Below are 24990 nucleotides of genomic sequence, written 5' to 3'. Positions count from 1 at the left end.
GAGCTGCCGTAACGCTTCTACCTGGCCAAACGTGCGCCCTTGCTTGCTAGCAAGGGTGCTGCATCTCTCTACCTGGGCAGATACCTTGCATCCATGCGGAGTGACGAGACGGTTCGGCAGCGGTTTGGGCGGCTTATCGCCAGCGCCGCCCGCGCCACGGGCAGGTACGACCTGGACAGCCATGGAGGCAAGGCGGCGCTCGCGCGCGCCGCCGGCCTCTCAGAGAGCACCATGGGGCGAGTCCTCAGAGGAGAGTCCATCCCAGACCCACGCTTCTTCGAGCCCCTCGCCGACGCCGTAGACCTTGACGTGCGAGACCTGCTAGTTGAAGCGGGGATCATTTCCCCTGAGTCACTCTCAACCCCCTCCCAAACTGGGGCATCGGGAGTAGGCTCGCGTTCAATCACCCTCGACGAAGCGGCAAATGCCCTCGGCATTCACACCCCTGTAGGGCGTGAGCTTTTCGCGGCAGCGGTAGAACGGCTCCAGCGCACGGAACGCGCCACCGAGGCCGACGACGACGGGGGTGCCGCAGCGCACGCATGACGGGGGTACGGATGGACCAGGCAGGGAGCACCACCCGCGCGAGGATCGCTGCCGCCGGAGCCGGAGCCGTCATGACGTTCTCCGCAGGCATCGTCGCGTACGGCATCGTCGACAGCAGCATCGCCGCTTCCGTCGGCGGAGGCCTTGCCGGAGTGGTCGCCGCCGCCATGATGGCTCTCGCTAAGGCAAGGGCCTGGGCTGTCGACACCAGCGCTGAACGTCGCCGCCTCGACGACGCCCTCCAGCAGGCCTCCGATGAGCGGACCCGCTACCTCGCCCTCGGCGTCGCCCAGCGAGAGGAACACCGGCGCCGCATCCGGGACCTCGAAGCCGAGCGCGCCTGCCTCCAGCAGCGCTTCGAAGCCGAAAAAGCAGCCCTGGAAGACGACTTCGCCTCACGCCACGAGCAGCTCATCGTCGAAGCCACGGAAACCGCTCTCAGGCTGTATCACGCCGGCCTCCTCAGCGCCCCCACCCACACGGCAGAGGCGCAGATCGTCCCCTTCCCCCAGCAGCAGCCGACCCGCGCCCGGGCTACAGAGCACCCGGCAGACCCGACTCCCGGTCGGGAGGCAACGCGCGACCGCGGCGCAGCCCGCCCATGAACCCCGGCTCCCCCTGGTACGCGATCGTCACCCGACCCGGCTGAATCGACCGCACCCCCGGGCCACTAGCCTTGTGCAGCCGGACCGTCATGCACAGTCGGATCACCGCGCGCTGTTGTTGAAGGTCGTACTCCTCCCACAGGGCGTACGGATCCTTCGACGTCAGCAGGGCCCGCACCACAGCCGGCACCACGCGAGGCTTTGCCGCCTGCTGGGCCGCCGCGATGAGCGGTTTGAGCCGAAGCTCGGTGGCGTTCAGCATGGCGATGCTCAGCCCCGGCGTTCCGGTCGCGTCGAACGTGGTGGCGGCTTCCTCCGCCTCCCTCAACTGTCCTTCGAGACCCTTCAGACGGGCCCGCGCAACAGCCCCTTCTTCGTCGGAGTCCATGGCCTCGAACGCGTCGCGAGCCGCCTCCGTGGACAGGTAATCGAGGAGCGCCAGCTTGACATAGGCGGTGAGCTTCGCCTCGTTGATCGTCGTGTGCGCCCGCTCCGTGCACCGCAGCGACGGATACCCGCGGTTCACATAACCGCGAAGCACCGGCTCCGAGGTCGTGGCTGCCAGCTCAGGATGCTCACCGCACAGAGCGATCCCGGACAGCAGGTGCGTGGGGGTCAGGTCTGTCGCCCACGCACGCCCCTCCATGTCCAACAGCGACTGCACGGACTCGAACACGTCGGCCTCAACCAGTGCTGGCCACGTGCCCTTCTTGTAGTCCTGGCCTTGGAAGACCCGGCGCCCGGTGTAGGCGGGATTCCGGAGGATCGTCCGCAGATGCCAGACCTCCCAGGGCTTCCCGCGCTGAGTGCGGCGGTTCTCTGCGTTCAGTCGGGCTGCGGTGCTGCGCAGGGATTTGCCAGCTGCGGCGTCAGCCCAGATCTGTCGCACCACGGGCCCCTGGTCTGGGTGCTCGACCTGCTCGACGAGGTCACCGGAATCCGGGTCGTAGACCCGCTTGTAGCCGTCGGGCACAGGCCCCCAGGGCTTGCCGGCCTCGGCCGTCAGCCGGGCGGTGCGGAGGTTCCGGTCGCGGATGTCCTCGGCTTCGCTCTCCGCGTGGACGGCGTCCATTGCGGTGGCCTTGCGGTCGGCGCTTTTGCTGAGGTCGTAGACCTGGCCCTTGTAGTAGAGCAGGGTCCCCGAGTCGTGGCAGGCCTTCCGGAGACGGGTGTACGCGTCGAGGTCGCGGTAGTACCTGCTCGCCTCGAAGGCGACGACGATTCGACATTTCCCGGCGCGGATCCCGTCGAGCATGGTCTCGAAGTCGTCGCGGCGCTCGCGCGCGTGGCGGGAGGCGGAGATGCCGAGGTCCTTGAACTCCTCGACGATGGGCCAGCCGTGCTTGTCGCAGAGGGTGCGGCCCTCCTTGAGCTGGTCGTTGACAGACCGGCCCTTCTTCTTCGGGTCGCGGCTGGCGCGTCCGTACAGGTAGGCGGGGAAGGGGCCTTGGCGGACCGCGTGCAGGTATTCCGGGTCAATCGGCATGGTTCAGCGTACCCAACTACCCATGCGTAAAAGAATGTTTGCGCCAGAGATCTTCCTGACCTGGGTCGCGGCCCGGACGAACACCATACGCATCGGGCACGGAGTCGTGTGCATGCCCTTCAACTTCAACCATCCGGTCCGCGTCGCCGAGCGGGCCGCCATGCTCGACCTGCTCTCCGGCGGGCGGCTCGACCTCGGCGCCGGACGCGGCGGCACCGTGCAGGAGACCTCGCTGTGCGGGGTGGACCGCGACCGCACCACCGCCGAGGTGGAGGAGGCGCTGCGGATCATCGGGAAGGCCTGGCAGGAGGAGGAACTGGAGTACCACGGCGAGCTGCTCGACATCGACCCGCACCCGATCCTGCCGCGCCCCGCCCAGCTGCCGCACCCGCCGCTCTTCCTGGCGTGCAGCCGGGCCGAGACCCTCACGCAGGCCGCCGAACTGGGCATCGGGGCGCTCGTGATGGGCTTCGCCGGGCCGCAGTCGATCGCCGGGATGCGGGCCGTGTACGACGCGGCGCGCGCGGCCCGGGACGGCGCCCGCTTCGTGTCGAGCGTGGTCAACGACCACTTCTCGGTGCTCTGCCCGACCATCGTGCTCGACGACCCCGAGGAGGCGCGTCGGATCGGCATCCGGGGGCAGCGGTTCTTCGCGCAGTCCATCGGGCACTGGTACGGGGGCGCGGGCATCCCCGACGAGGCGGTGGTGTCGGGCGCCGACGAGGCGGCCGAGATGCGCAAGGCCGCCGAGCAGGTGGTGGCCAGGCTGCACGAACTGGACATCCCGGTACGGCCGACCGCCACGGCCACCTTCAACGCCGGCCACGCCTACGGGAGCGCGGACGAGGCCATCGCGTACGTGGAGCGGCTGCGGGAGGCGGGGGCGGACGAGGTGATGTGCCTGGTCCAGATGGGCACGGTGCCGCAGGAAGCCTGCCTGGAGACGCTGCGGCAGTGGGGCGAGAAGGTCATCCCGCACTTCAGGGACCGCGGTGCGGGTGCGCCCGGCGCGGCGCGGGAGGCCTGAGGTGCGCCCGCCCACGGGCCCGGCCGCGTCCACGGGATCCGCGTCCGGCCCGGCCGCGGGCCCGCCGAGGGGGCGGGACCGGTTGGGGCCGCTCGCGCGGGGGTGTGCCGATGCGCTGGCCGCCACCTTCCCCGACCTCGGCGGGGCCGTCACCGACGCCGCCGAGGCCCGGCGGATCCTGGCCGCGGCCCCCGCGCGGCCGGCCCCGCCGCCCGCCGTGGGCTCCGTCCGGGACCTGGCGGTGCCCGGCGCCGACGGGGCGCCGCCCGTGCCCGTCCGGGTCTACCGGCCCGACCCCCGCCGGTGGCCCGCACCCCGGCCGACCGTGGTGTTCTGCCACGGCGGCGGCTGGGTCCTGTGCGACCTCGACTCCTACGACAGCACCGTCCGGGAGCTGTGCCGCGCCTCCGGGGCCGTGCTCGTCTCCGTCGGGTACCGGCGGGCCCCCGAGGCCCGTTTCCCCGCCGCCGCGTACGACGCCTGGGCGGTCCTGCGCTGGGCGGGGGAGCACGTCACCGCGCTGGGCGGCGACCCGGGCGCCCTGGTCGTCGCCGGGGACAGCGCCGGCGGCAACCTCGCCGTGGCCTCCCTGCTGCTGGCCCGCGAGCGCGGGGGACCGCCCGTCGCCCTCCAGGCGCTCGCCTACCCCTGCCTGGACGCCGCGGCCGACACCCCGTCCTACCGGAGCGACGCCGAGGGGTACTTCCTCACCGCCGCCCACCTGCGCTGGTTCTGGGAGCAGTACCTCGGCCCCGGGGGAGACGGCCGCCACCCGCTGGCCTCGCCGCTGCGCGCCGCCCTCGCCGGGCTGCCGCCCGCCCACGTGGTCACCGCCGGGTGCGATCCGCTGCGGGACGAGGGAGCCGCGTACGTACGGGCCCTGCGTGCGGCCGGCGTACGGGCCGCGCGGGACCACCACCAGGGGATGTTCCACGGCTTCCTCGCCCTGCCCGGCCTGCTCCCGCAGGCCCGCCAGGCCCTGGATCGGCTAGGCGGAGCCGTGGCTTCCACCCTGAGTGACGGGAAGACTTCCGGCAGAGACGGGGGTGTCGCAGGATAATTTCCTGGGATTCCACTTGAGCAGGAGAGCCTCGCACGCATACCCTGGCCCGACGCGAGGTTCTCCTGTGGAGGAAGTGACATGACGGAAATTCTTGTGCCGGGTACTGGCGCTGACGTGACAGCCGCTGGTGCGCGGGTGGTAGACCACCCGGCGTGGCCCGAGCTCAAGGCCGCCGTGGAGGAGATCCGCCCCTGGCAGGCCGCCGACGGCTCCATCGACCTGGAGGCCGAGGGCTCCCACGCCCGAGCCACCGTCGAGGCCGCCGTGGAGCGGGTGATCGCCTCCGTCGAGACGCTCTCCCCGCTGCTGCCGCACGCCAAGGCCTACCACCAGGCCCTCATCGCGGACCTGCGCAAGTGGGTCGCCGGCGACTTCGGCGTGCCGGACTTCCTCGACTCCCTGCTGGCCTTCCACCCGGCCGCCGAGCGCGCCGACGGGCTCCAGCACCTCGTCGTCTTCCCGATGTACACCCAGAACGGCAACCCGGACCGCAACTTCGAGGCCGTCGTGCTGAAGATGGTGTGGCCCGAGTGGCTCTCCGAGCTGGAGCGCACCCGGTACGACAACCCGCTCTTCCTCGGCATCACCTTCGAGGACTTCACCCCGGGCTACGACACCCACTCCGCGGTGCTCTTCCCGGAGACCATCGCCGTCCGCGAGGCCCCCGAGCGCTTCACCTGGGGCGGCATCTTCTGCGACCGCGAGGCCGCGCGCTACCGCAAGGTCACCGAGGCCGCCGTCGACATCCTCGGCATCGAGCTGCCCGAGGACATCGCCGCCATGGTCACCGACCAGGAGCGCTGCGAGAAGGCGTTCGTCCTGTGGGACATGGTCCACGACCGCACCCACAGCCACGGCGACCTGCCGTTCGACCCCTTCATGATCAAGCAGCGCCAGCCGTTCTGGATGTACGGCCTGGAGGAGCTGCGCTGTGACCTCACCGCCTTCAAGGAGGCCGTGAAGCTGGAGTCCGAGGGCAACGAGCACGGCCGTGACGTGCAGTACGCCGTCCTCTTCGACCGGATGTTCCGCTTCCCCGTCTCCGGCGACCGCAACCGCAACTACGACGGTCTCGGCGGCCAGCTCCTCTTCGCGTACCTCCACAAGCACGACGTCGTGCGCTGGACGGACAACAAGCTGAAGATCGACTGGATGCGCGCCCCGCAGGTCACCAACCAGCTGTGCGCCGAGATCGAGGACCTCTACCGCGCGGGCATCGACCGCCCGAAGCTGGTGCACTGGTTCAAGGCGTACGAGCTGGTCTCGACCTACCTCGCCCCGCACCCGGGATCCAAGTGGGCCAAGGGCCCCGACGCCCTCGACATGACGCAGCCCCCGCGCAAGCTGGTGGACGACGTGCTTCCCGACGAGTTTCCGCTCAGCATGTTCTATGAGGCCCTCGCCAAGAAGCTCAAGGGTGTGATCGCCTCGACCAAGGGCATCACTGCCCTGAACGCCGGGACGGCCGAGCGGGCCGCCGCGTGAGCACTCGCCCACAGGAGGCTGCACAGATGAACGGCTCCGGTAACGGCAACGGCAAGCTCCACGGAGCGGTGATCGCGGTGGCCGGGGCGGGCGGGCCCGCCGGCCACGCCGCGCTGCTGCGCCTCGCCGAGGCGGGAGCGGTGGTCGTCGCGTCCGACGCCGACCCCGCGCGCCTCGCGGAGGCCGTCGACGCCGCCCGCTACGCCCACGGCGGCGCCACCATCACCGGCGACACCGTGGACCTGCTCGACCTCGACGCCACCAAGGCGTGGGCCGAGCAGACCGAGAAGGAGTTCGGCCGGATCGACGGGATGGTCCACCTCGTCGGCGGCTGGCGCGGCAGCAAGACCTTCACCGACGTCGACCTCGCGGACTGGGCCTTCCTGGAGAAGCTCCTCATCCGCACGGTCCAGCACACCTCGCTGGCCTTCCACGACGCGCTGCTGCGCAGCGACCGCGGCCGCTACGTCCTGGTCAGCCAGTCCGGCGCGCACAAGCCGGTCGCCAACAACGCCGCGTACAACGCGGGCAAGGCGGCCGCCGAGGCCTGGACCCTGGCCATGGCGGACTCGTTCCGCAAGGCGGGGGGCGACGACGGCCCGACCGCCGCGGCTACGATCCTGGTCATCAAGGCACTGGTGCACGACGCGATGCGCGCCGAGCGTCCCAATGCGAAGTTCGCGGGCTTCACCGACGTCAAGGAGCTGGCCGAGGCCATCGCCGGCGTGTGGGAGCGGCCCGCCTCCGATGTGAACGGACAGCGTCTGTGGCTCACTCCGCAACCGTGAGGACCGACTTCGGGAAGACCGACGCGCGCCGTCACCACGACCCGGCGGTGCGCGGGTTCGCCAGCGACAACTACGCGGGGGTCCACCCGGAGGTGCTCGCGGCCGTCGCGCTCGCCAACGGCGGCCACCAGGTCTCCTACGGCGAGGACGAGTACACCGAGAACCTCCAGAAGGTCTTCCGCAGCCACTTCGGGCCGTACGCGCAAGCGTTCCCGGTCTTCAACGGCACGGGCGCCAACGTCGTCGCCCTCCAGGCCATGACCGACCGGTGGGGCGCGGTCATCTGCGCGAGGACCGCCCACATCAACGTGGACGAGGGCGGCGCCCCCGAGCGGATGGCCGGCATCAAACTGCTCGCCGTACCCACCCCGGACGGGAAGCTCACCCCCGAGCTGATCGACCAGGAGGCCTGGGGCTTCGAGGACGAGCACCGCGCGATGCCGCAGGTGGTCTCGATCACCCAGAACACCGAGCTCGGTACGGTCTACACGCCGGACGAGATCAGGGCCATCTGCGAGCACGCGCACGGACTCGGCATGAAGGTGCACCTGGACGGTGCCCGGATAGCCAACGCCGCCGCCTCCCTCGACGTGCCGATGCGCACCTTCACCAACACCGTCGGCGTGGACGTGCTGTCGTACGGCGGCACCAAGAACGGCATGATGTTCGGCGAGGCCGTGGTCGTGCTGAACCCGGACGCGGTCCGGCAGATGAAGCACGTCCGCAAGATGTCGATGCAGCTCGCGTCGAAGATGCGCTTCGTGTCGGTGCAGCTGGAGGCCCTCCTCACGAAGGACCTGTGGCTGCGCAACGCCCGTCACGCCAACGCGATGGCGAAGCGGCTCGAAGCGGGCGTGCGCGGGACCGACGGGGTGGAGATCCTCTACCCGGTGCAGGCCAACGCCGTGTTCGCGCGGCTGCCGCACGAGGTCACGCGCAGGCTCCAGCAGCGCTACCGCTTCTACTTCTGGGACGAGGCCGCCGGCGACGTGCGCTGGATGTGCGGGTTCGACACCCAGGAGGAGGACGTGGACGGCTTCCTCCAGGCGCTGAAGGAAGAGCTGGCGCGCTAGACCGAAGCCCGCTGGTCCGAAGATGTAGGCCTGAATATTTATGCCATCCACCGTAAATCTATTGATCTACGGTGGGTGGCATGCCTATGCTCCGGATCATGCAGCTGATCCAGCAGAACCCAGATATTCACGCCTATTTGGCCTCCGATGAAGCAATAGACCATTGGCACCCCCTGGTGCAGGACACCGCGGACGCCCTCTGGTTCGCCACCGGCGATGCATATTCATACGCCAAGGCCGCCTTCGAATTCGTCCGGGACACCATCCCCCACTCCGCCGATTCCGGGGACGAGCGCGTCTCCTGGCGCGCCTCCGACGTGCTGAGCACCCGCAACGGCATCTGCTACGCCAAGTCCCACGCCCTCGCCGCCCTGCTGCGCGCCCAGGGCATCCCGGCGGCCCTCTGCTACCAGGTGCTCGCCGACGACGACGGTACGAACCCGCTGGTGCACGGACTCGTCGCCCTCAAGCTGCCCGGCAGCGAGCGCTGGGCCCGCGTCGACCCGCGCGGCAACAAGCCCGGCGTCGACGCGCGGTTCGACCTCGACCACGAGCGGCTCGCCTTCCCCGTACGCCCCGCGCTCGGGGAGGTCGACCACCCCGAGCTGCACGCCGCCCCGCACCCGGCCGCGCTCAAGGCGCTCCAGGAGTCCGCGGACCGGTCGCAGCTGTGGCGGAACCTGCCGACGGCCCTGTGACCCCCGCCCCGTCGGCGCCCTGAGCCGCGTTCCGTGCCGCGTCCCCCGCCCGCGCCCCCTTTCCGCGCGGCGCCACCAGGACGTGCAGCGCGGCGGCCGCGAGCTGCAGGGCGGCGATCCCGAGCAGCAGCGTCCACGGCGGCGCGGCGGCAGCCAGCCCCACGAGGGCCGCGCCCGCCGAGGCGGCCGTCAGCTTCAGCCCGGCCCCGAGGGTGAACACCTGGGCCCGCGCCCCGTCGGGGGCGTACTCCGAGCGGATCCGCAGCGTGGCCGTCAGCAGCGGGCCGTCGCACACCCCGGCCACCGCGAACGCCACCGCCGTCAGCGCGAGCGACGGGGCGAACGCCGCCGCCACGAGGGCCACCCCCGTCGTGGCCATCGCCGCCACGGCCAGCCGGCCCGGGGCCACGGTGGTGATCCGGCCCAGCGTCAGGGAGCCGGCCAGCGCGCCCACCGCGAAGCAGGTCATCAGCACACCGCCGCCCTGCGGACTGCCGAGCCCGGTGGCCCGCAGCACCGAGGTGGTGGTCAGCGACCCGATGCCCACGAACGCCAGGGTCGTCGCCGCGGTGATCGCCCGCAGCTCCCGGACCCGCCACAGCGCGGCCAGTCCCGCGCCGAGCCCGGCCCCGGGGCCGCCCGGGCGCGGGCCCGCGCCCGGGTCCTCGTACGGGAGGGTCGCGGCGAGGGCCGCCGCCAGCGCCCCGGAGGCCGCCAGTACCGCCATCGCCGGCGCGGCCGAGGCGAACGCCGCCGTCAGGCCCACGACCGCCGGGGCGGTCACGGCCGCCGCGTTGTAGGTGGAGGCGTCCCAGCCGTACGCCCGGTCCCGGCCCGGGCCGGCCGGCACCAGCCCCGCGACCAGGCTGGACAGCCCGCCCGTCACCATCGGCCCGCAGGTGCCGCCCAGCACCGCCACCGCGAGCACCACCGGGGTCGGCGCCCGCCCCAGCAGCACGGCCAGCGCCGCCACGGCCACCGTGAACCCGGCCAGCGCGCCCGCGTACAGCACCCGGGGCCGGCCGGTCCGGGCGGCGGCGGCCCCCGCGAGGGGCGCGGCCAGCACGTGCGGGGCCAGCCAGGCGGTCAGGGCGAAGGCCCCGTACGCGGCGCTGCCCGTGCGCTCCAGCGCGAGCATCACCACGGCCAGCCCCATGCCCTCGGAGGCGAAGCGCGCGGCCAGCGCCGCCGCCAGGTATCTCCCGAACCCGCCCATCGGCGGACCTCCCCGGTGTTGTGTAACGTGATGTCACGCGAAGACGTTACGCCACATGGGTGTAGGGCGAAAGGATCCATGGACATGCCGAAGGGGAACCCCGCGCACGACAGAACGGGCTTCCCGGTGTCCGAGCGGCTGGTCGAGCTCGCCGAGGCGGTCCGCGCCGACCCGGGCCTGCCGCGCGCGGCGTTCGCGGAGCTGCTCGCCCGGCACGGCGAACACCCGGCGGACCTCACCCCGGAGGCCTTCGCCGAGGAGGACGCGGCCCGGCTGCGCGCGGCGGCCCGCCGGATGGCCGGGGTGCTCGCCGAGACCGACGAGGACCGCGCCGCCACCGCCCTCAACGCCCTGCTGGAGGAGTGCGCCACCCGGCCCCGGCTGACCCGGCACGACGGCCACCCCTGGCACCTGCACGTGGACCGGGGCGACGGCGCCGACTGGGGCGACTGGTTCCTGGCCTCCGGAGCCCTCGCCCTCGCCCAGCTGCTCACCGAGTACGGGCGCGTGGTCTGGGGCGCCTGCCCGGCGTCCGGCTGCGGGCGGCTCTTCCTCGGCACCGGGCCCGGCAGCGCCCGCCGCTACTGCTCCTCCACCTGCGCCACGCGCGCCCGCGTCGCGGCGCACCGGCGGCGCAGGCGGGAGGAGGGGGCGGTGGAGTCCGCCGCCGGCTGAACCACCCTCCTGGGAGCGGCCGCTCGGGATTCCGGAACAGGAAGCTTTCCTGTCGGATAACGTTGTCATCCTGACATGTCCATGAGTATCTTCGGCCGCAGGAACCCCCACCTCCGACCGGAAGGCGCCCCCATGCGTCACGGAGTCCCGGCATCGCTCGCCGCCCTCGCCCTCGGCGCGGCCCTTACCGCCGCCCCGGCCCCCACCCCGGCCCCCGTCCCCGTCCCAGCCGCGCACGCGCAGTCCGCTCCGGCGGCGGCCGCCCCCACCGCCTTCGCCCACCCCGGAGTCCTGAACAGCCGGGCGCAACTGGACTTCGTACGCACGAAGGTGCGGGCGGGGGAGCAGCCCTGGAAGCAGGCCTTCGACGCCATGCTGGGCAGCCGCTACGCCTCGCTCTCCCGAACGCCCAAGCCGCGCGCGGTCGTCGAGTGCGGTTCGTACTCCAACCCGGACATCGGCTGCTCCGACGAGCGCGAGGACGCCATCGCGGCCTACACCCAGGCGCTCGCCTGGTCCGTCACCGGCGACGCCCGGTACGCGCGCAAGTCCATCGAGCTGATGGACGCCTGGTCGGCGACGGTCAAGGACCACACCAACAGCAACGCCCCGCTGCAGAGCGGCTGGGCGGGCTCGACCTGGCCGCGCGCTGCCGAGATCATCAAGCACACCTACGGCGGCGGCTGGCCGAACCAGGGCCGCTTCGCCGCCATGCTGCGCGACGTGTACCTGCCCGAGGTGATCGGCGGGAGGCCGAACAGCAACGGCAACTGGGAACTGATCATGATGGACGCGGCCGTCGGCATCTCGGTCCACCTCGACGACCGCGCGAGCTACGACAAGGCCATGGCCGTCTACCTGGGCCGGGTCCCCGCCTACTTCTACCTCTCCTCCGACGGCCCGCAGCCCCTGTACCCGCCCCGGTCGAACATCGACACCCGCAGCGAGCTGATCGACTACTGGCACGGCCAGAGCACCTTCACCGACGGCCTCGCCCAGGAGACCTGCCGGGACTTCGGCCACACCGGCATGGGGATCGCCGCCGCCCTGCACGTCGCCGAGACCTCCCGGATCCAGGGCCGCGACCTGTACCCGCAGTTCAAGGACCGCTTCCGGCACGCCCTCGGCTTCCACGCCGGCTACGAGCTCGGCGAGGCCGTGCCCTCCTGGCTGTGCGGCGGCAGCCTCACCAAGGGCCTCGGCCCCGCCACCGAGGTCGGCTACAACGCCCTGCACACCCGGCTCGGCGTCACCATGGACAAGACCCGCAGGCTCACCGAGGGGCGCCGCCCGGCGGGGACGGAGAACCACTTCGAGGCGTGGGAGACCCTGACCCACGCCGAGAACCCCAACTGAGCACCCGCGTAGGACGCGGGGCGCGGCCCCCGCCGCTCCGTGCGGGGGCCGCGCCCCGAGGTGTGGCCGGCTCGGCTCCGCGTCAGCCGAGGTCCTTGACCTGAGCGGCCGTCGGCGCGGTGCCGCCCAGGTGGGCCGGGAGCCACCAGGAGTCGTCGGCGCCCTGGGGCTTGCCCGGGTACGCGCTCTGCGCGGCGTCCAGCAGCTCCTGCACGCGCTCGCGCAGCCGGCGCGTGATGGCGCCCGCGTACTGGTCGCTCGGCGCGTCCATCGGCTCGCCGACCCGCATGGTCACCGGGATGTGGCTGCGCTTGAGGTTCTTCGGCCGGCCCTTGGTCCACAGCCGCTGCGTACCCCACAGCGCCACCGGGATCAGCGGGACGCCGGCCTCCTGCGCCATGCGCGCCGCACCCGACTTGAAGCTCTTGAGGGTGAAGGACTGGGAGATCGTCGCCTCCGGGAACACCCCGATGATCTCGCCGGCCCGCAGCGAGTCCAGTGCGTGCTGGTAGGCCGTCTCACCCTGCTTGCGGTCCACCGGGATGTGCTTCATCGCGCGCATCAGCGGGCCGGAGACCTTGTGCCGGAACACCGACTCCTTCGCCATGAAGCGCACCAGGCGCTTCTGCGGCCGCGCGGTGAGGCCGGCGAAGATGAAGTCGAGGTAGCCGATGTGGTTCGACACCAGGACCGCCCCGCCCTGGCGCGGGATGTTCTCGGTGCCCTTCATGTCGATCCGGATGTCCAGCGCACGGAAGAGGGTGTGCGCGGCACCGATCACTGGGGGGTAGACGAGCTCAGCCATGGTGGGGAGACCCCGCTTTCTGCCTGGGGAGGTGCTCCCGGCCGGAAGTTACGGAAGCGTAGGTACGCGACCATGGGGATCGTGCCCCAAACGCGGCCCGCTGGCCAGCCCAGACGCCCGGCCCCGGGGAGATTCTCGTCACGCGGGCAACGGCGCGGGGAATGCGGGGCGTCCGGCGGGCGCTCGGACCAGCGGCACGACCTGGCGGAGGCTGGGGGAGTACGTACATATGGGCAGGGTAGACAGGAGCGGGCGTGCGAGGACACGGGGCGACCGGGCAGGCGGCCGACGGACACGGAGCGGGCGGGGGAACGGCCGGCGGACACGGGCCGGGCCGGGAGACCTCCGGCGGACACGGGCCGCTGGGCGCGGAGCTGCTGGGGCGGGAGCCGGGGGAGCGGGCCAGCCTGGTCCAGTTCTCCAGCGCCTTCTGCCAGCCCTGCCGGGCCACCCGCCGGATCCTCGCCGAGGTCGCCGAGATGGTGGACGGGGTCGAGCACATCGAGATCGACGCCGAGAAGAACCTGGAACTGGTACGGGCCCTCGGCATCGAGAAGACCCCGACCGTGCTGGTCCTGGACGCCGCCGGCCGGATCGTCCGCCGGGCCGCCGGAATGCCGCGCAAGGCGGACGTGATCGCCGCGCTGGGCGCCGCGGTGTGACGGCCGCCCCGGGGTGCGTACGCCGGTACGCGCACCCGCACGCAGCGTGACGCGCCTGACATCTGACCGCTGCGGCTTGACTGTGTACACGTGAGATCGCCAGGCTGGCGGCATGCGGTATGAACTCCTGCTCTACGGACGGGTCCATGTGGACCTCGTCCGACACGCGAGCGCGCGCTGTTGGGATCACTGAACGCCCCCGACCCCCGATCCCCGACTGCGTCCGCGATTCCCGCGGCAGAAGGAAGTCCTCCCATGACCGCCCCGACGGCTCCCATGGCCCCGCCCGCTCCGTTCGACGCGGACCGTCCCGCCGAGCCCGGCTCGCCCGAGCTGCTGCGCTCCGTCTTCCGCCGGCACGCGGCCGGCGTCGCCGTGATCACGGCGGAGAGCGGCGGCCGGCCCGCCGGCTTCACCGCGACCTCGCTCAACTCGGTCTCCGCCGACCCGCCACTGCTCTCGTTCACGATCGGGACCGGGTCCTCCAGCTGGCCCGCCGTACGGGACAGCGAGTACCTCGGCGTCCACATACTCGGCGAGCACCAGCGGGAGCTGGCCGGGCTCTTCGCGCGCAGCGGCGCCGACCGCTTCGGGCCGGGCACCGACTGGGCCGGGGGCCCGCACGGGGTCCCGCTGCTGGACGGGGTGCTGGCGTGGCTGGTGTGCCGGGTGGTCGCGCGGGTGCCCGCGGGCGCGCACCGCGTGGTCATCGCGGAGGCGGTGGCGGGGGACCCGGCCGGCGAGGGCCGCCCGCTGCTGTACCACCAGGGGCGCTTCAACGCGTTGAGGGACTGAATCGTCCCTGCTGGGGAGGGTTCGGGCGGCGTTGGACAGATCACAGTTCGGTGGCCTTGCAACCGGGGAAGACCCACTGTGTACTGACGAGTAACATTCCCTTCGGAGCGCGGGCCGCCCCGACCGGGATCCGCCCCACAAGGCGCCTATGCTGCCTGCACAAGGCGGTACCAGAAAAAGACGATGCGGTAGGAGAGCCGGCGTGAGCCTGAGGATCGTTGTCTGTGTGAAGTACGTGCCCGACGCCACCGGCGACCGGCAGTTCACCGAGGACCTGACCGTGAACCGCGACGACGTCGACGGCCTGCTGTCGGAGCTCGACGAGTACGCCGTCGAGCAGGCCCTGCAGATCGCCGACGAGGCGGACGACGCGGAGATCACCGTCCTGACCGTGGGTCCCGAGGACGCCAAGGACGCGCTGCGCAAGGCGCTGTCGATGGGCGCCGACAAGGCCATCCACGTCGAGGACGACGACCTGCACGGCTCCGACGTCATGGCCACCTCGCTGGTGCTCGCCAAGGCGATCGAGAAGGCCGGCTACGACCTGGTCATCACCGGCATGGCTTCGACCGACGGCACCATGGGCGTCCTCCCGGCGATCCTGGCCGAGCGCCTGGGCGTCCCGCAGGTCACCCTGCTCTCCGAGGTCAAGGTCGAGGACGGCACCGTCACCGGCCGCCGTGACGGCGACTCCGCGAGCGAGCAGCTGGAGGCCTCCCTCCCCGCGCTCGTCTCCGTGACGGACCAGTCGGGCGAGGCCCGCTACCCGTCCTTCAAGGGCATCATGGCCGCCAAGAAGAAGCCGGTCGAGTCCTGGGACCTGTCCGACCTGGACCTGGAGGCCGAAGAGGTCGGCCTGGAGGGTTCCTGGACCGCCGTCGACTCCGCCGCGCAGCGCCCGGCGCGCACCGCCGGCACGATCGTCAAGGACGAGGGCGAGGGCGGCAAGCAGCTGGCCGAGTTCCTGGCCGGCCAGAAGTTCATCTAAGAGCTTCAGCCCCCACTCACTAGCCCCCAGACACTTCGCAATAGCAGGAGAGCAGTCCCATGGCTGAAGTTCTCGTCTACGTCGACCACGCGGACGGCGCCGTTCGCAAGCCCACCCTCGAGCTGCTGACGCTGGCCCGCCGCATCGGCGAGCCCGTGGCCGTCGCGCTCGGCGCCGGCGCCGCCGACACCGCCGCCGTGCTCGCCGAGCACGGTGCGGTCAAGGTCCTCACCGCCGACGCCCCGGAGTTCACCGAGTACCTCGTGGTGCCGAAGGTGGACGCCCTGCAGGCCGCGTACGAGGCCGTCTCCCCGGTCGCCGTACTGGTCCCGTCCTCCGCCGAGGGCAAGGAGATCGCCGCCCGCCTGGCCGTCCGCATCGGCTCCGGCATCATCACCGACGCCGTCGACCTGGAGGCCGGTGACGAGGGTCCGGTCGCGACGCAGGCCGCCTTCGCCGCGTCGTTCACCACCAAGTCCCGCGTCTCCAAGGGCACCCCGGTCATCACGGTGAAGCCGAACTCGGCCCCGGTCGAGGCCGCCCCGGCCGCCGGCGCCGTCGAGGCGCTCGCCGTCACCTTCGGCGCCCTGGCCACCGGCACCAAGGTCGTCGCGCGCACCCCGCGCGAGTCCACCGGCCGCCCCGAGCTGACCGAGGCCGCGATCGTGGTCTCCGGCGGCCGCGGCGTCAACGGTGCCGAGAACTTCCACATCATCGAGGAGCTCGCGGACTCCCTCGGTGCGGCGGTCGGTGCCTCGCGCGCCGCCGTCGACGCCGGCTGGTACCCGCACTCCAACCAGGTCGGCCAGACCGGCAAGTCGGTCTCCCCGCAGCTGTACATCGCCTCCGGCATCTCGGGCGCGATCCAGCACCGGGCCGGCATGCAGACCTCGAAGACCATCGTGGCCATCAACAAGGACGCCGAGGCCCCGATCTTCGACCTGGTCGACTACGGCGTGGTCGGCGACCTCTTCGAGGTCGTCCCGCAGCTGACCGGCGAGATCAAGGCGCGCAAGGGCTGACCTGCGCTTCTCTTCGTAGCTTCACTTCTCCGGGGCCGTGTGGTGATTGTCACCACGCGGCCCCGGGTCGTTTGTCCAGGACTGCGGAGGGACCATTGACTGAGCGGAACCCCGTGACTAAATTCTGCTATGCGGATCTAAGCTTCCGTGAAGCGGAAAAGAGGAGAGTGCACGATGGGTCAGCAGGAGAAGGTGGCGACGAGCCTCGCAGGCGCGGTCAGCGAGGGCATCAGCGCCTCCCTCGCGCCGGTGGACGCGGAACTCGCGCGTCACTACCCGGGCGACCCCGGCACCCGTCAGCCCATCCACACGGTCTACGTACCCGGTGACGTCTTCGCCGCGGACACCATCCGCTCCTGGGGCGACCAGGCCCTCGCGGCCCTCGACGAGCACGCCCCCGACGCCGCCACCTTCGCCAAGGTGCTCGGCATCTCCGACGAGCTGGCCGTCCCCGTCTACGACCGCGTCCGCGCCAAGCTCGCCTCCGAGCCCATCGAGGACCTCCGCGTGGACTTCGAGGACGGCTTCGGCGTCCGCTCCGACGAGGAGGAGGACCAGGCCGCGGCCCGCGCCGCCCGCCTGATCTCCGAGGCGTACTCCAACGGCACCAACGCCCCCTACATGGGCATCCGCATGAAGTGCATGGAGTCCAACGTCCGCGACCGCGGCATCCGCACCACGGACGTCTTCCTGTCCGGCCTCCTCGCCCACGGCGGCCTCCCGGAGAACCTGGTCCTGACCCTCCCCAAGGTCACCTACGCCGAGCAGGTCACCGCCTTCGTCGAGCTGCTGGAGGCCTTCGAGACGGCCCGCGGCCTGCGCACGGGGCGGATCGGCTTCGAGATCCAGATCGAGACCAGCCAGTCGATCCTCGCCTCCGACGGCACCGCCACCGTCGCCCGGATGATCGAGGCCTCCAAGGGCCGCGCCACCGGCCTGCACTACGGCACCTTCGACTACAGCGCCTGCGTCGGCGTCTCCGCCGCGTACCAGGCGAGCGACCACCCCGCCGCCGACCACGCCAAGGCGATCATGCAGGTCGCGGCCGCCGGCACCGGCGTACGCGTCTCCGACGGCTCGACGAACGTCCTGCCCATCGGCACCACCGAGCACGTCCACGAGGCCTGGCGGCTGCACTACGGCCTCACCCGCCGCGCCCTGGCCCGCGCCTACTACCAGGGCTGGGACATGCACCCGGCGCACCTGCCGACCCGCTACGCGGCGGTGTTCACCTTCTACCGCGAGGGCCTGGAGGCCGCGGCCGCGCGCCTGAAGGCGTACGTCGCCAAGATCGAGGGCGACGTGATGGACGAGCCCGCCACCGCCAAGGCCCTGGCCGGCTACCTGGTCCGCGGCCTCGACTGCGGCGCGGTCGGCGCCGAGGAGGTCGCCGCCCTCACCGGCCTGACCCGCGCCGAACTCGACGCCTTCGCCATCCCCCGCCGCTCGGCCACCCTGACGGCGACCGCCTGACCCCGTCCGCCGGCCGCCCTGCGGGCCGGCCGGCGGACGAGGTGGCGGGCCAGGGCCACGACGGCGAGCCCGGCCACGAGCACGCACACACCCCGCCACCCGGCCGGGCCGTAGATCCGTACGCCCAGCCAGGAACCGGCACTTCCGCCCAGGTAGGCGCAGCTCATGTAGGCGGTGTTGAGCCTGCTGCGGGCATCGGGGCGCACGCCGAACGCCCGCGCCTGATTGGCGACCGAGCCGCACTGCATCGCGAGGTCGAGCAGGAGCGTGCCGGCGGTCAGGGCCGCCAGCCCCGCCGCGCCGCCCGAGGCCCCCAGGGCCAGGACCGGGGCCGAGACGAGGACGCCGGTCAGGCAGCCGAGGTTCACCCGGTCCGGCCCGATCCGGTCGACCAGGCGGCCGGCGAGCGGAGTGGCGAACATGGTGACCCCGCCGACCAGGGCGAGCATTCCCACCGCCTGGGTGCCCAGGCCGTACACGGGACCCGTCAGCAGGAGCGCCAGGCAGGTCCAGACCGCTGAGAAGCCCCCGAACACGCACGCCTGGTAGAGGCAGGAACGGCGCAGCTGAGACTCCGTGCGCAGCAGCCGCAGCGAGTCGGCCAGGAGCGTCCGGTACGGGACGCGTGCGGGCGGGGCCGTGGCGGGGAGGGTGCGGGCCAGCACCACGGCGAGGAGCAGGACGAGGACGGCGGCCGCCAGGTAGGGGGCCCGCCACCCCAGCCGCTCGGCGAGCACCGAGCTGAAGGTGCGGGCCAGCAGCATGCCTCCGATGGAACCGCTGAGCAGGGTTCCCATCACCGCTCCACGGCGGTCGGGGGCCACCAGGCCGGCCGCCATGGGGGCGATGACCTGCGCGGCCACCGTGGCGACCCCGGCGGACGCGGAGGCGGCGACGAGCAGGGGCAGGGTGGGCGCGCAGCCCGCGGCGAGCAGGGCCGCGCCGGTCAGGGCGAGCAGGACGACGAGGAACGGCCGGTGCGGGAGCCGGTCGCCGAGCGGGACCAGCAGGAACATCCCGGCCGTGTAACCGATCTGAATGGCCGTCACCACCAGCGACGCCCGGTCGGGGGACACCCCCAGACCCTCGGCGATCAGGGGGCTGATCGCCTGCGGGAAGTAGATGTTGCCCACGGCGACGGCACAGGTCAACGCCAGGATCAGGACCGTCCTGCGGCTCAACCCGGCGCGCGGGCCCGCTGTGTGTGTCATGTGCCGAAGTCCACGGCACCTTCGCCCCACGGCCAACCGATGTAGCCTGGGGCTTAATGATCAGCTTCGGGCTCGGCGTCGAGGACCTCGCCGACACGCGGTTCGCCGTCTCCCCCCTGGGCGAGGCCGTCTTCAGTCTGCGGGTGCTGCGCGAACCGGGGCTCTCCGCGCTGCACCTTCCGTGGCGCAGGTCCGTCCTCGGCCGCCTCGGCACCCTCGACACCGGCCTGCTGCTGGCGCTGGTCGCGCAGCGGCGCACCCTCCCGGACTTCCTGACGCCCCGGCCGGCGGGCTTCGACCCCACCTTCGAGGAGGAACTGGCGGTCGTCCGCGCCACCCCGCCCGCCCTCGTCCGGCGCGACCTGCTCGCCACCCACGCCCCCGACCCCCTGCCCGCCGCCCTCGCGGGCGCCGCGAGCGCCGACGACGGACGGGTGCTCGCCGTACGCGACGCCGTCTGCGAGGTCCTCGCGGGCTACTGGGAGGTCGCCGTCAAACCGATGTGGCCGCAGATGCGGTCGCTGCTGGAAGCGGACATGACCTACCGCGCCCGCCAACTGGCCCTGGGCGGCGCCCGCCGGCTGTTCGCCGGCATGCACCCCGACCTGCGCTGGCACGACGGAGTCCTCTCCGTGGACCGGATGATCGGCCACCACCACGTCGAGGCGCACGGCCGCGGGCTGCTGCTCGTCCCGTCCGTCTTCGCCCACAAACCGGCGCCCCCGGTGAGCGCGGACGAACCGCCCTTCCTGGTGTACCCGAGCCGCGGAGTGGCGACGCTGTGGAGCCCGGCGCCCGCGGCCGACGCGCCCGCGCTGGCCGCGCTGCTCGGCGCTCCCCGGGCGCGGCTGCTGAGCGCCCTCGACGAGCCGCTGCCCACGGTCGAGCTCGCCCGCCGGTTCCGCGTCACTCCCAGCGCCGTGTCCCAGCACCTGCGCGTGCTCCACGCCGCCGGGCTGGTCACGCGGGCCCGCGACGGGCGGCTGGTCCTGTACCGGCGCAGCCCGCTCGGCGACCAGCTGGCGGGGGCGGGCGGCCCACCGCCGCCCGGCTAGTGCTGTGGCCGGAAAGGTTCACCGTGTCGCGGCGCCCGGCACGGCACCTCGCTGCGTTGTCGGGCCACCCGAGTACGTCCAGTACGAGCGGCGGCCCTCCGCCTTGCGAGGTACCGCCCCGGACACCGCGACCCGGCAAACCTCTCCGGCCACAGCAGTAGGCGCGGGACGTCAGCCGGCCGGGGGGAGTTCGCCCGAGCCGCGGGGGACGAGGCGGGTGGGGAGTTCGATGCGGGACGGGGGGAGGGGGGTGCCGGCCAGGCGTTGGAAGAGGCGGTCCGTGGCGACCCGGCCGAGGGCCGCCGGGTCCTGGGCGACCACCGTGACGCCCGGGCGCAGCAGGTCGGCGAGCTCGAAGTCGTCGAAGCCGACCAGCGCCACCGGGTGTGGGAGCGCCGCGAGGACCCGTACGAGGGTGACGGTGACCCGGTTGTTCCCGGCGAAGAGCGCGGTGACCGGCTCCGGCCCCGTCAGCATCGCGCCGGCCGCCCCCGCCACCCGCTCCGGGGCCGTCGAGCCCAGGGACACCCAGGATTCGGCCACCGGCAGCCCGGCCCGCGCCATCGCCTCGAGGTAGCCGCGCAGGCGTTCGGTGGCGGTGTGGATGCGGGGGTGGTCGCCGATGAAGCCGATGCGCCGGTGGCCGCCCGCGATCAGGTGCGCCACCCCGTCCCGTGCGCCGCCGAAGCTGTCGGAGAGGACCACGTCCGCCTCGATCCGGCCCGCCGGCCGGTCCACGAACACCGTCGCCACGCCCGCCCGGATCTCCGGCTCCAGGTAGCGGTGGTCGTCCCCGGCCGGGATCACGATCAGCCCGTCCACCCGGCGGGCGCACAGCGCGAGCGCCAACTCCCGCTCCCGGTCCGGGTCCTCGGCGCTGGACCCGTTGATGAGCAGCGCGCCGTGCGTACGGGCCACCTCCTCCACGGCCCGGTTGAGCGGACCGTAGAAGGGGTCGGCCAGGTCCTCCAGGACCAGCCCCACCGTGGCCGTACGGCCCTTGCGGAGCACGCGGGCGCTGTCGTTGCGGCGGAAGCCGAGCGCTTCGATGGCCTCCTGGACCCGCCTCTCGGTGTCGGGGGTCACCCCCGGTTCTCCGTTGACGACCCGGGAGACCGTCTTCAGGCCCACGCCTGCCTGGGCCGCCACGTCCTTCATGGTCGGCCTGTTGCCGTAGCGGGGCTCGGACGGGCGGCGGGTCTGCGGCACGGTGGGGAAACCTCCGGAGGTGACGGTGCGACGGATGCGCGGGCGGCGGGCTGACCTCGGCTCTTCCCTTGAGGATAAGCACTCGGCCCGTGAGCGGGTTTCCGTGGCAGGGTGGGGCGGGCAAGCCACTGGGGGCTTCGGAGACGAGCCATGGGGAGAGGGGTAGACGTGATTGTCTGGATCAACGGCACGTTCAGTGCCGGGAAGACCAGTACGGCCCGCGAGCTGGCCGCACTCCTGCCGGACGGCACCGTGTACGACCCGGAGCTCATCGGCGACGTGCTGCGCCGGCTCCTGCCGGACAAACGTCTCGCCGAGGTGACCGACTACCAGGACCTGCCGAGCTGGCGGCGGCTCGTCGTGGACGCGGCGGCGGCGATGCTCGCGGAGCTGGGCGGAGTGCTGGTGGTGCCGATGACCCTGCTGAAGCAGGAGTACCGCGACGAGATCTTCGGCGCGCTCGCGGCCCGCCGGATCACGGTCCGCCATGTGCTGCTCGCCCCGGAGGAAACGATCCTGCGTGAGCGGATCGCGACCCGGCAGGAGCCGGGGGCGCCGGAGGTGGCCGACGTACGGGTCAGGCAGTGGGCGTACGACCACATCCCCGTCTACCAGCAGGCGCTGGGCTGGCTGACCGCCGACGCGCACGTCATCGACAACGGGCGGCTGACGGTACGGGAGACGGCGGAGCGCATCGCCGAAGCCGTACGCACGGACACGGCCGGGCTCTGCGACATCGTGCAGACCCCTGAGCCGACACGGGAGACCGTCGCCTCGGGGGTGCTGCTCTTCGACGACGAGGACCGGGTCCTCCTGGTGGATCCGACGTACAAGCCGGGCTGGGAGTTCCCGGGCGGGGTGGTCGAGGCGGGCGAGGCCCCGGCCTGCGCCGGCGTACGGGAGGTGGAGGAGGAGCTCGGCCTGACGCTGGACCGGATGCCGGCGCTGCTGGTCGTCGACTGGGAACCGCCCCGCGCCCCGGCCTACGGCGGACTGCGGCTGCTGTTCGACGGCGGCCGGCTGGAGCGGGACCGGATCGCCCGGCTGCGGCTTCCCGGACCGGAACTGCGGGCCTGGCGCTTCGTCACGGAGGCGGAGGCCGCCGGACTGTTGCCGCCGCAGCGCTTCGAACGGCTCCGCTGGGCCCTGCGCGCCCGCGAGCGGGGCTGCCCGCTGTACCTGGAGGCGGGCCGGCCCACCCCGTGAGCGTGGGCCGGGGCGGCATCGGCCCGCTGGGCCGAGAGGCGGCGTACCGCGCCCCGCCGTGAGCGCGGTGTCAGGCGGTCGCCGGGACGGCCTCCGCCGCCTCGCGGAGTGCCGTCGCGGTGTCGGTCGTCCAGGGGTCGCCGTGGCCGAAGCAGGCCACGGCCGGGGCCAGCGCGGCCAGCCGGCGGAACGTGGCGACGGCCTGCTCGCGGTCGACGTTGAAGACGCCCAGCATCACCTGGCCCACCCCCGCCACGCAGTCCCCCGTGAAGAGGACCCCGTGGCGCGGCAGGTGCACGCCGATGCTGCCCGGGGTGTGGCCCGGGGCGTGGACCACCACCGCCCCGTCGCCGAAGGGCAGTACCTCGCCGTCCTCCAGCTCCCGGTCCACCGGGGTCGGCGGGGCCTCGGGCACGTTCGCCAGGGCGTGCTCGTACAGCGGGACCTCCCAGTCCAGCAGCACCGGTTCGGGAACGGGCCGTTCGCCGCGGATCACGGGCGCGTCCAGCCGGTGGGCCAGTACGTGCGCGCCCCAGCGGGCGGCGAGCTCACCGGCCGCGCCGATGTGGTCGCCGTGGCAGTGCGTCAGGACGATCCGCTCCAGCCGCGCGGGATCCAGCCCGAGGGAACGTATCGCCCCCTCGATCGTGTCGGCCGACCCGGCCGAGCCCGCGTCGATGAGCGTCAGGGCCTCGCCGTCCTGCCAGAGGTACGCCTGGCCGATCGGGAAGCGGAGCATGTGGAGCCGGTTCGGGAGCACTTCGACAAGATCCATACGGCGAACGTAGCCGCCGGCGCCCGGCCCCCGCACGCGACTTCACCAGGAGCGGAGTACGCCCAGGGCGCACTGCGCCCTGGGCGTACGGGACCGGGTACCGCTACGGCGTCAGCCGCGCTTGGACTCCGCGTAGTTCACCAGGAAGAGGGCCTCGGCGACCGACAGCCGCTCCAGCTCCTCCGGGGACACGCTCTCGTTCACCGCGTGGATCTGCGCCTGCGGCTCGCTGAGCCCGATGAGCAGCATCTCCGCCTCCGGGTACAGCGACGTCAGCGCGTTGCACAGCGGGATCGACCCGCCCATGCCGCTGATCTGCATCTCCTGGCCGGGGTACGCGACCTCCATGGCGGCGCGCATCGACGCGTACGCCGGGCTGGTGGTGTCCGCCTGGAACGGCTGGCCCTGACCGACGACCTCCAGCTCCAGACGCGCCTTCCACGGGGTGTGCGCCACCATGTGCGCCTCCAGCAGCTTGATGGCCTCGGTGGTGTCGACACCCGGCGGCACGCGCAGGCTGATCAGCGCGCCCGCGCTCGCGTGCACCGACGGGGTCGCGCCGACCACCGGCGGGCAGTCGATGCCGAGCACGGTGACGGCGGGACGGGCCCACAGCCGGTCCGCGATCGTGCCCTCGCCGATCAGCTCGACCCCGTCCAGCACCTTCGCGTCGGCGCGGAAGTCCGCCTCCGGGTACTGCAGGCCCTCCCACACCGCGTCCGAGGCCAGACCGTCCACGGCCGTGGAGCCGTCGGCCGAGCGCAGCGAGGCCAGCGTCTGGATGAGCGCGGCGAGCGCGTCGGGGGCGACACCGCCGAACATGCCGGAGTGCAGGTTCCCGCCCAGGGTGTCGATCTTGACCTTGAGCAGGGTCATGCCGCGCAGAGTGGCCGTCACCGTCGGCAGGCCGAGGCGGAAGTTGCCGGCGTCGCCGATGACGATCGTGTCGGCGGCCAGCAGCTCCGGGTGCGCCTCGGCGTACTGCTGGAGGCCGCCGGTGCCCTGCTCCTCCGAGCCCTCGGCGATCACCTTCACGGAGACGGGCACGCCGCCGTTCGCCTTCAGCGCGCGCAGCGCCAGCAGGTGCATGATGAACCCGCCCTTGCAGTCCGCCGCGCCGCGCCCGTACCAGCGGCCGTCGCGCTCGGTCAGCTCGAACGCGGGGGAGATCCAGGCGGCGTCGTCCAGCGGGGGCTGCACGTCGTAGTGCGCGTACAGCAGGACGGTCGGGGCGCCTTCGGGGCCGGGGAGGAATCCGTACACGGACTGGGTGCCGTCGGGGGTGTCGAGCAGCTCCACGTCCTGGAAGCCCTCGACGCGCAGGGCGTCGGCCACCCAGTTCGCGGCGGCCTCGCTCTCGCTCCTGGGGAACTGGGCCCAGTCCGCCACCGACTGGAAGGCCACCAGCTCGGCCAGCTCCGCCTTGGCGCGGGGCATCAGCGAGGCGATGGTCTCGGCGATCGGATTCTGGGACATGGGCACGCTCCTCGTGGGTGCGACGTTGGTGTAGGTGCCGGGGTACGGCGAAAAGCAAGGCGAAAGCCAGTCCCGATCCTCGCACAGAGGGCCGGGGCCGACTGGCGCCGTAGGATTTCCACGGCATCGGAGCAACGCGTGATCAGGAGCAGCAGCACATCGTGAGCAGCGACGACGTGGTACACGGCGCAAGCGCAGGGCAGGCCGCTCAGGGGGCGGAACCGGGCACGGAGCAGGGCACGGAGCAGGGCACGGCCGGGGGGGCCGCCCCGGCGGTGCCGGAGGGGACGGAGGA

General features: G+C 72.6%; 23 protein-coding genes and 1 pseudogene. 17 read left to right on the top strand and 7 right to left on the bottom strand.

Features of this window, described 5'->3' with window-relative positions; all coding sequences use genetic code 11:
- Positions 1–93: 93 nt before the first annotated feature.
- Complete coding sequence (locus OOK31_RS25310) at positions 94–546, top strand: helix-turn-helix domain-containing protein (RefSeq protein WP_267089637.1); 453 nt, start codon at positions 94–96, stop codon at positions 544–546.
- A 71-nt stretch (positions 547–617) separates the two neighbouring features.
- Positions 618–1151 carry a hypothetical protein gene (locus OOK31_RS25305; RefSeq protein WP_267089636.1) on the top strand — a complete coding sequence of 178 codons (534 nt, stop codon included), beginning with the start codon at positions 618–620 and terminating at the stop codon, positions 1149–1151.
- Here the strand turns inward: OOK31_RS25305 and OOK31_RS25300 are convergent.
- Positions 1081–2637 carry a recombinase family protein gene (locus tag OOK31_RS25300; protein WP_267089635.1) on the bottom strand — a complete coding sequence of 519 codons (1557 nt, stop codon included), beginning with the start codon at positions 2635–2637 and terminating at the stop codon, positions 1081–1083. The genes OOK31_RS25305 and OOK31_RS25300 overlap by 71 nt on opposite strands.
- Here OOK31_RS25300 and OOK31_RS25295 point away from each other — a divergent pair.
- From OOK31_RS25295 to OOK31_RS25270, 6 genes are all read left to right on the top strand, one after another.
- On the top strand, positions 2636–3664 hold the full coding sequence (locus OOK31_RS25295) for an LLM class flavin-dependent oxidoreductase (protein WP_267089634.1): 1029 nt from the start codon (positions 2636–2638) through the stop codon (positions 3662–3664). The genes OOK31_RS25300 and OOK31_RS25295 overlap by 2 nt on opposite strands.
- Before the next feature lies 1 nt (position 3665).
- The gene (locus OOK31_RS25290) at positions 3666–4724 is read left to right on the top strand and encodes an alpha/beta hydrolase (protein WP_267089633.1); all 1059 of its coding nucleotides are present in this window, start codon (positions 3666–3668) and stop codon (positions 4722–4724) included.
- 81 nt (positions 4725–4805) lie between these two features.
- Entirely contained in the window at positions 4806–6212 is a 1407-nt protein-coding gene (locus OOK31_RS25285) for a DUF6421 family protein (RefSeq protein WP_267089632.1), read from the top strand.
- 26 nt (positions 6213–6238) lie between these two features.
- Complete coding sequence (locus OOK31_RS25280) at positions 6239–7000, top strand: SDR family NAD(P)-dependent oxidoreductase (RefSeq protein WP_267089631.1); 762 nt, start codon at positions 6239–6241, stop codon at positions 6998–7000.
- Positions 6997–8073 carry a low specificity L-threonine aldolase gene (locus tag OOK31_RS25275; RefSeq protein WP_267089630.1) on the top strand — a complete coding sequence of 359 codons (1077 nt, stop codon included), beginning with the start codon at positions 6997–6999 and terminating at the stop codon, positions 8071–8073. Before OOK31_RS25280 ends, OOK31_RS25275 begins: the two co-directional genes overlap by 4 nt.
- Before the next feature lie 98 nt (positions 8074–8171).
- A complete protein-coding gene (locus OOK31_RS25270) occupies positions 8172–8771 on the top strand; it encodes a transglutaminase family protein (protein ID WP_267090012.1) in 600 nt (199 codons plus the stop codon).
- On the opposite strand, the gene OOK31_RS25265 is transcribed toward OOK31_RS25270, so the two are convergent.
- Positions 8707–9987: an MFS transporter gene (locus tag OOK31_RS25265; RefSeq protein WP_267089629.1), complete on the bottom strand. Its 1281-nt coding sequence runs from the start codon at positions 9985–9987 to the stop codon at positions 8707–8709. The two genes, OOK31_RS25270 and OOK31_RS25265, sit on opposite strands and share 65 nt — an antisense overlap.
- A gap of 84 nt (positions 9988–10071) precedes the next feature.
- Between OOK31_RS25265 and OOK31_RS25260 the strand changes: the two genes are divergently transcribed.
- The gene (locus tag OOK31_RS25260) at positions 10072–10662 is read left to right on the top strand and encodes a CGNR zinc finger domain-containing protein (RefSeq protein WP_267089628.1); all 591 of its coding nucleotides are present in this window, start codon (positions 10072–10074) and stop codon (positions 10660–10662) included.
- A 132-nt stretch (positions 10663–10794) separates the two neighbouring features.
- Entirely contained in the window at positions 10795–12018 is a 1224-nt protein-coding gene (locus OOK31_RS25255) for an alginate lyase family protein (protein WP_267089627.1), read from the top strand.
- Positions 12019–12100: 82 nt separating this feature from the next.
- Here the strand turns inward: OOK31_RS25255 and OOK31_RS25250 are convergent, their stop codons facing one another.
- Positions 12101–12823: a 1-acyl-sn-glycerol-3-phosphate acyltransferase gene (locus tag OOK31_RS25250; protein WP_267089626.1), complete on the bottom strand. Its 723-nt coding sequence runs from the start codon at positions 12821–12823 to the stop codon at positions 12101–12103.
- A 362-nt stretch (positions 12824–13185) separates the two neighbouring features.
- On the opposite strand from OOK31_RS25250, the gene OOK31_RS25245 reads away from it, so the two are divergent.
- The 5 genes from OOK31_RS25245 (at position 13186) to OOK31_RS25225 (ending at position 17763) form a co-directional block, all read left to right on the top strand.
- Positions 13186–13485: a thioredoxin family protein gene (locus tag OOK31_RS25245; RefSeq protein ID WP_267090011.1), complete on the top strand. Its 300-nt coding sequence runs from the start codon at positions 13186–13188 to the stop codon at positions 13483–13485.
- Positions 13486–13761: 276 nt separating this feature from the next.
- Positions 13762–14280, top strand: coding sequence for a flavin reductase family protein (locus OOK31_RS25240; RefSeq protein WP_267090010.1), 519 nt, complete (start codon positions 13762–13764; stop codon positions 14278–14280).
- 202 nt (positions 14281–14482) lie between these two features.
- The gene (locus OOK31_RS25235; protein ID WP_267089625.1) at positions 14483–15268 is read left to right on the top strand and encodes an electron transfer flavoprotein subunit beta/FixA family protein; all 786 of its coding nucleotides are present in this window, start codon (positions 14483–14485) and stop codon (positions 15266–15268) included.
- Positions 15269–15327: 59 nt separating this feature from the next.
- Positions 15328–16290 carry an electron transfer flavoprotein subunit alpha/FixB family protein gene (locus OOK31_RS25230; protein WP_267089624.1) on the top strand — a complete coding sequence of 321 codons (963 nt, stop codon included), beginning with the start codon at positions 15328–15330 and terminating at the stop codon, positions 16288–16290.
- Between the two features lie 174 nt (positions 16291–16464).
- A complete protein-coding gene (locus tag OOK31_RS25225) occupies positions 16465–17763 on the top strand; it encodes an aldolase/citrate lyase family protein (RefSeq protein WP_267089623.1) in 1299 nt (432 codons plus the stop codon).
- Positions 17764–17801: 38 nt separating this feature from the next.
- Here the strand turns inward: OOK31_RS25225 and OOK31_RS25220 are convergent.
- Positions 17802–18974, bottom strand: a pseudogene (locus OOK31_RS25220) (MFS transporter); the annotation flags it as partial.
- A gap of 56 nt (positions 18975–19030) precedes the next feature.
- Here OOK31_RS25220 and OOK31_RS25215 point away from each other — a divergent pair.
- Positions 19031–20029, top strand: a complete 999-nt coding sequence (locus OOK31_RS25215; RefSeq protein WP_267089622.1) for a helix-turn-helix transcriptional regulator — start codon at positions 19031–19033, stop codon at positions 20027–20029.
- Positions 20030–20200: 171 nt separating this feature from the next.
- On the opposite strand, the gene OOK31_RS25210 is transcribed toward OOK31_RS25215, so the two are convergent.
- Complete coding sequence (locus OOK31_RS25210; protein ID WP_267090009.1) at positions 20201–21187, bottom strand: LacI family DNA-binding transcriptional regulator; 987 nt, start codon at positions 21185–21187, stop codon at positions 20201–20203.
- A 219-nt stretch (positions 21188–21406) separates the two neighbouring features.
- Between OOK31_RS25210 and OOK31_RS25205 the strand changes: the two genes are divergently transcribed.
- Positions 21407–22444 carry an NUDIX domain-containing protein gene (locus OOK31_RS25205; RefSeq protein ID WP_267089621.1) on the top strand — a complete coding sequence of 346 codons (1038 nt, stop codon included), beginning with the start codon at positions 21407–21409 and terminating at the stop codon, positions 22442–22444.
- A 70-nt stretch (positions 22445–22514) separates the two neighbouring features.
- Here OOK31_RS25205 and OOK31_RS25200 read toward each other — a convergent pair whose 3' ends face one another.
- Positions 22515–23219: an MBL fold metallo-hydrolase gene (locus OOK31_RS25200; protein WP_267089620.1), complete on the bottom strand. Its 705-nt coding sequence runs from the start codon at positions 23217–23219 to the stop codon at positions 22515–22517.
- 111 nt (positions 23220–23330) lie between these two features.
- Entirely contained in the window at positions 23331–24695 is a 1365-nt protein-coding gene (locus tag OOK31_RS25195) for a dipeptidase (protein ID WP_267089619.1), read from the bottom strand.
- Positions 24696–24990 lie beyond the last annotated feature (295 nt).

The organism is Streptomyces sp. NBC_00249 (assembly GCF_026342355.1).
Lineage (GTDB): Bacteria > Actinomycetota > Actinomycetes > Streptomycetales > Streptomycetaceae > Streptomyces.
This window is presented reverse-complemented; position numbering and strand designations above follow the sequence as displayed.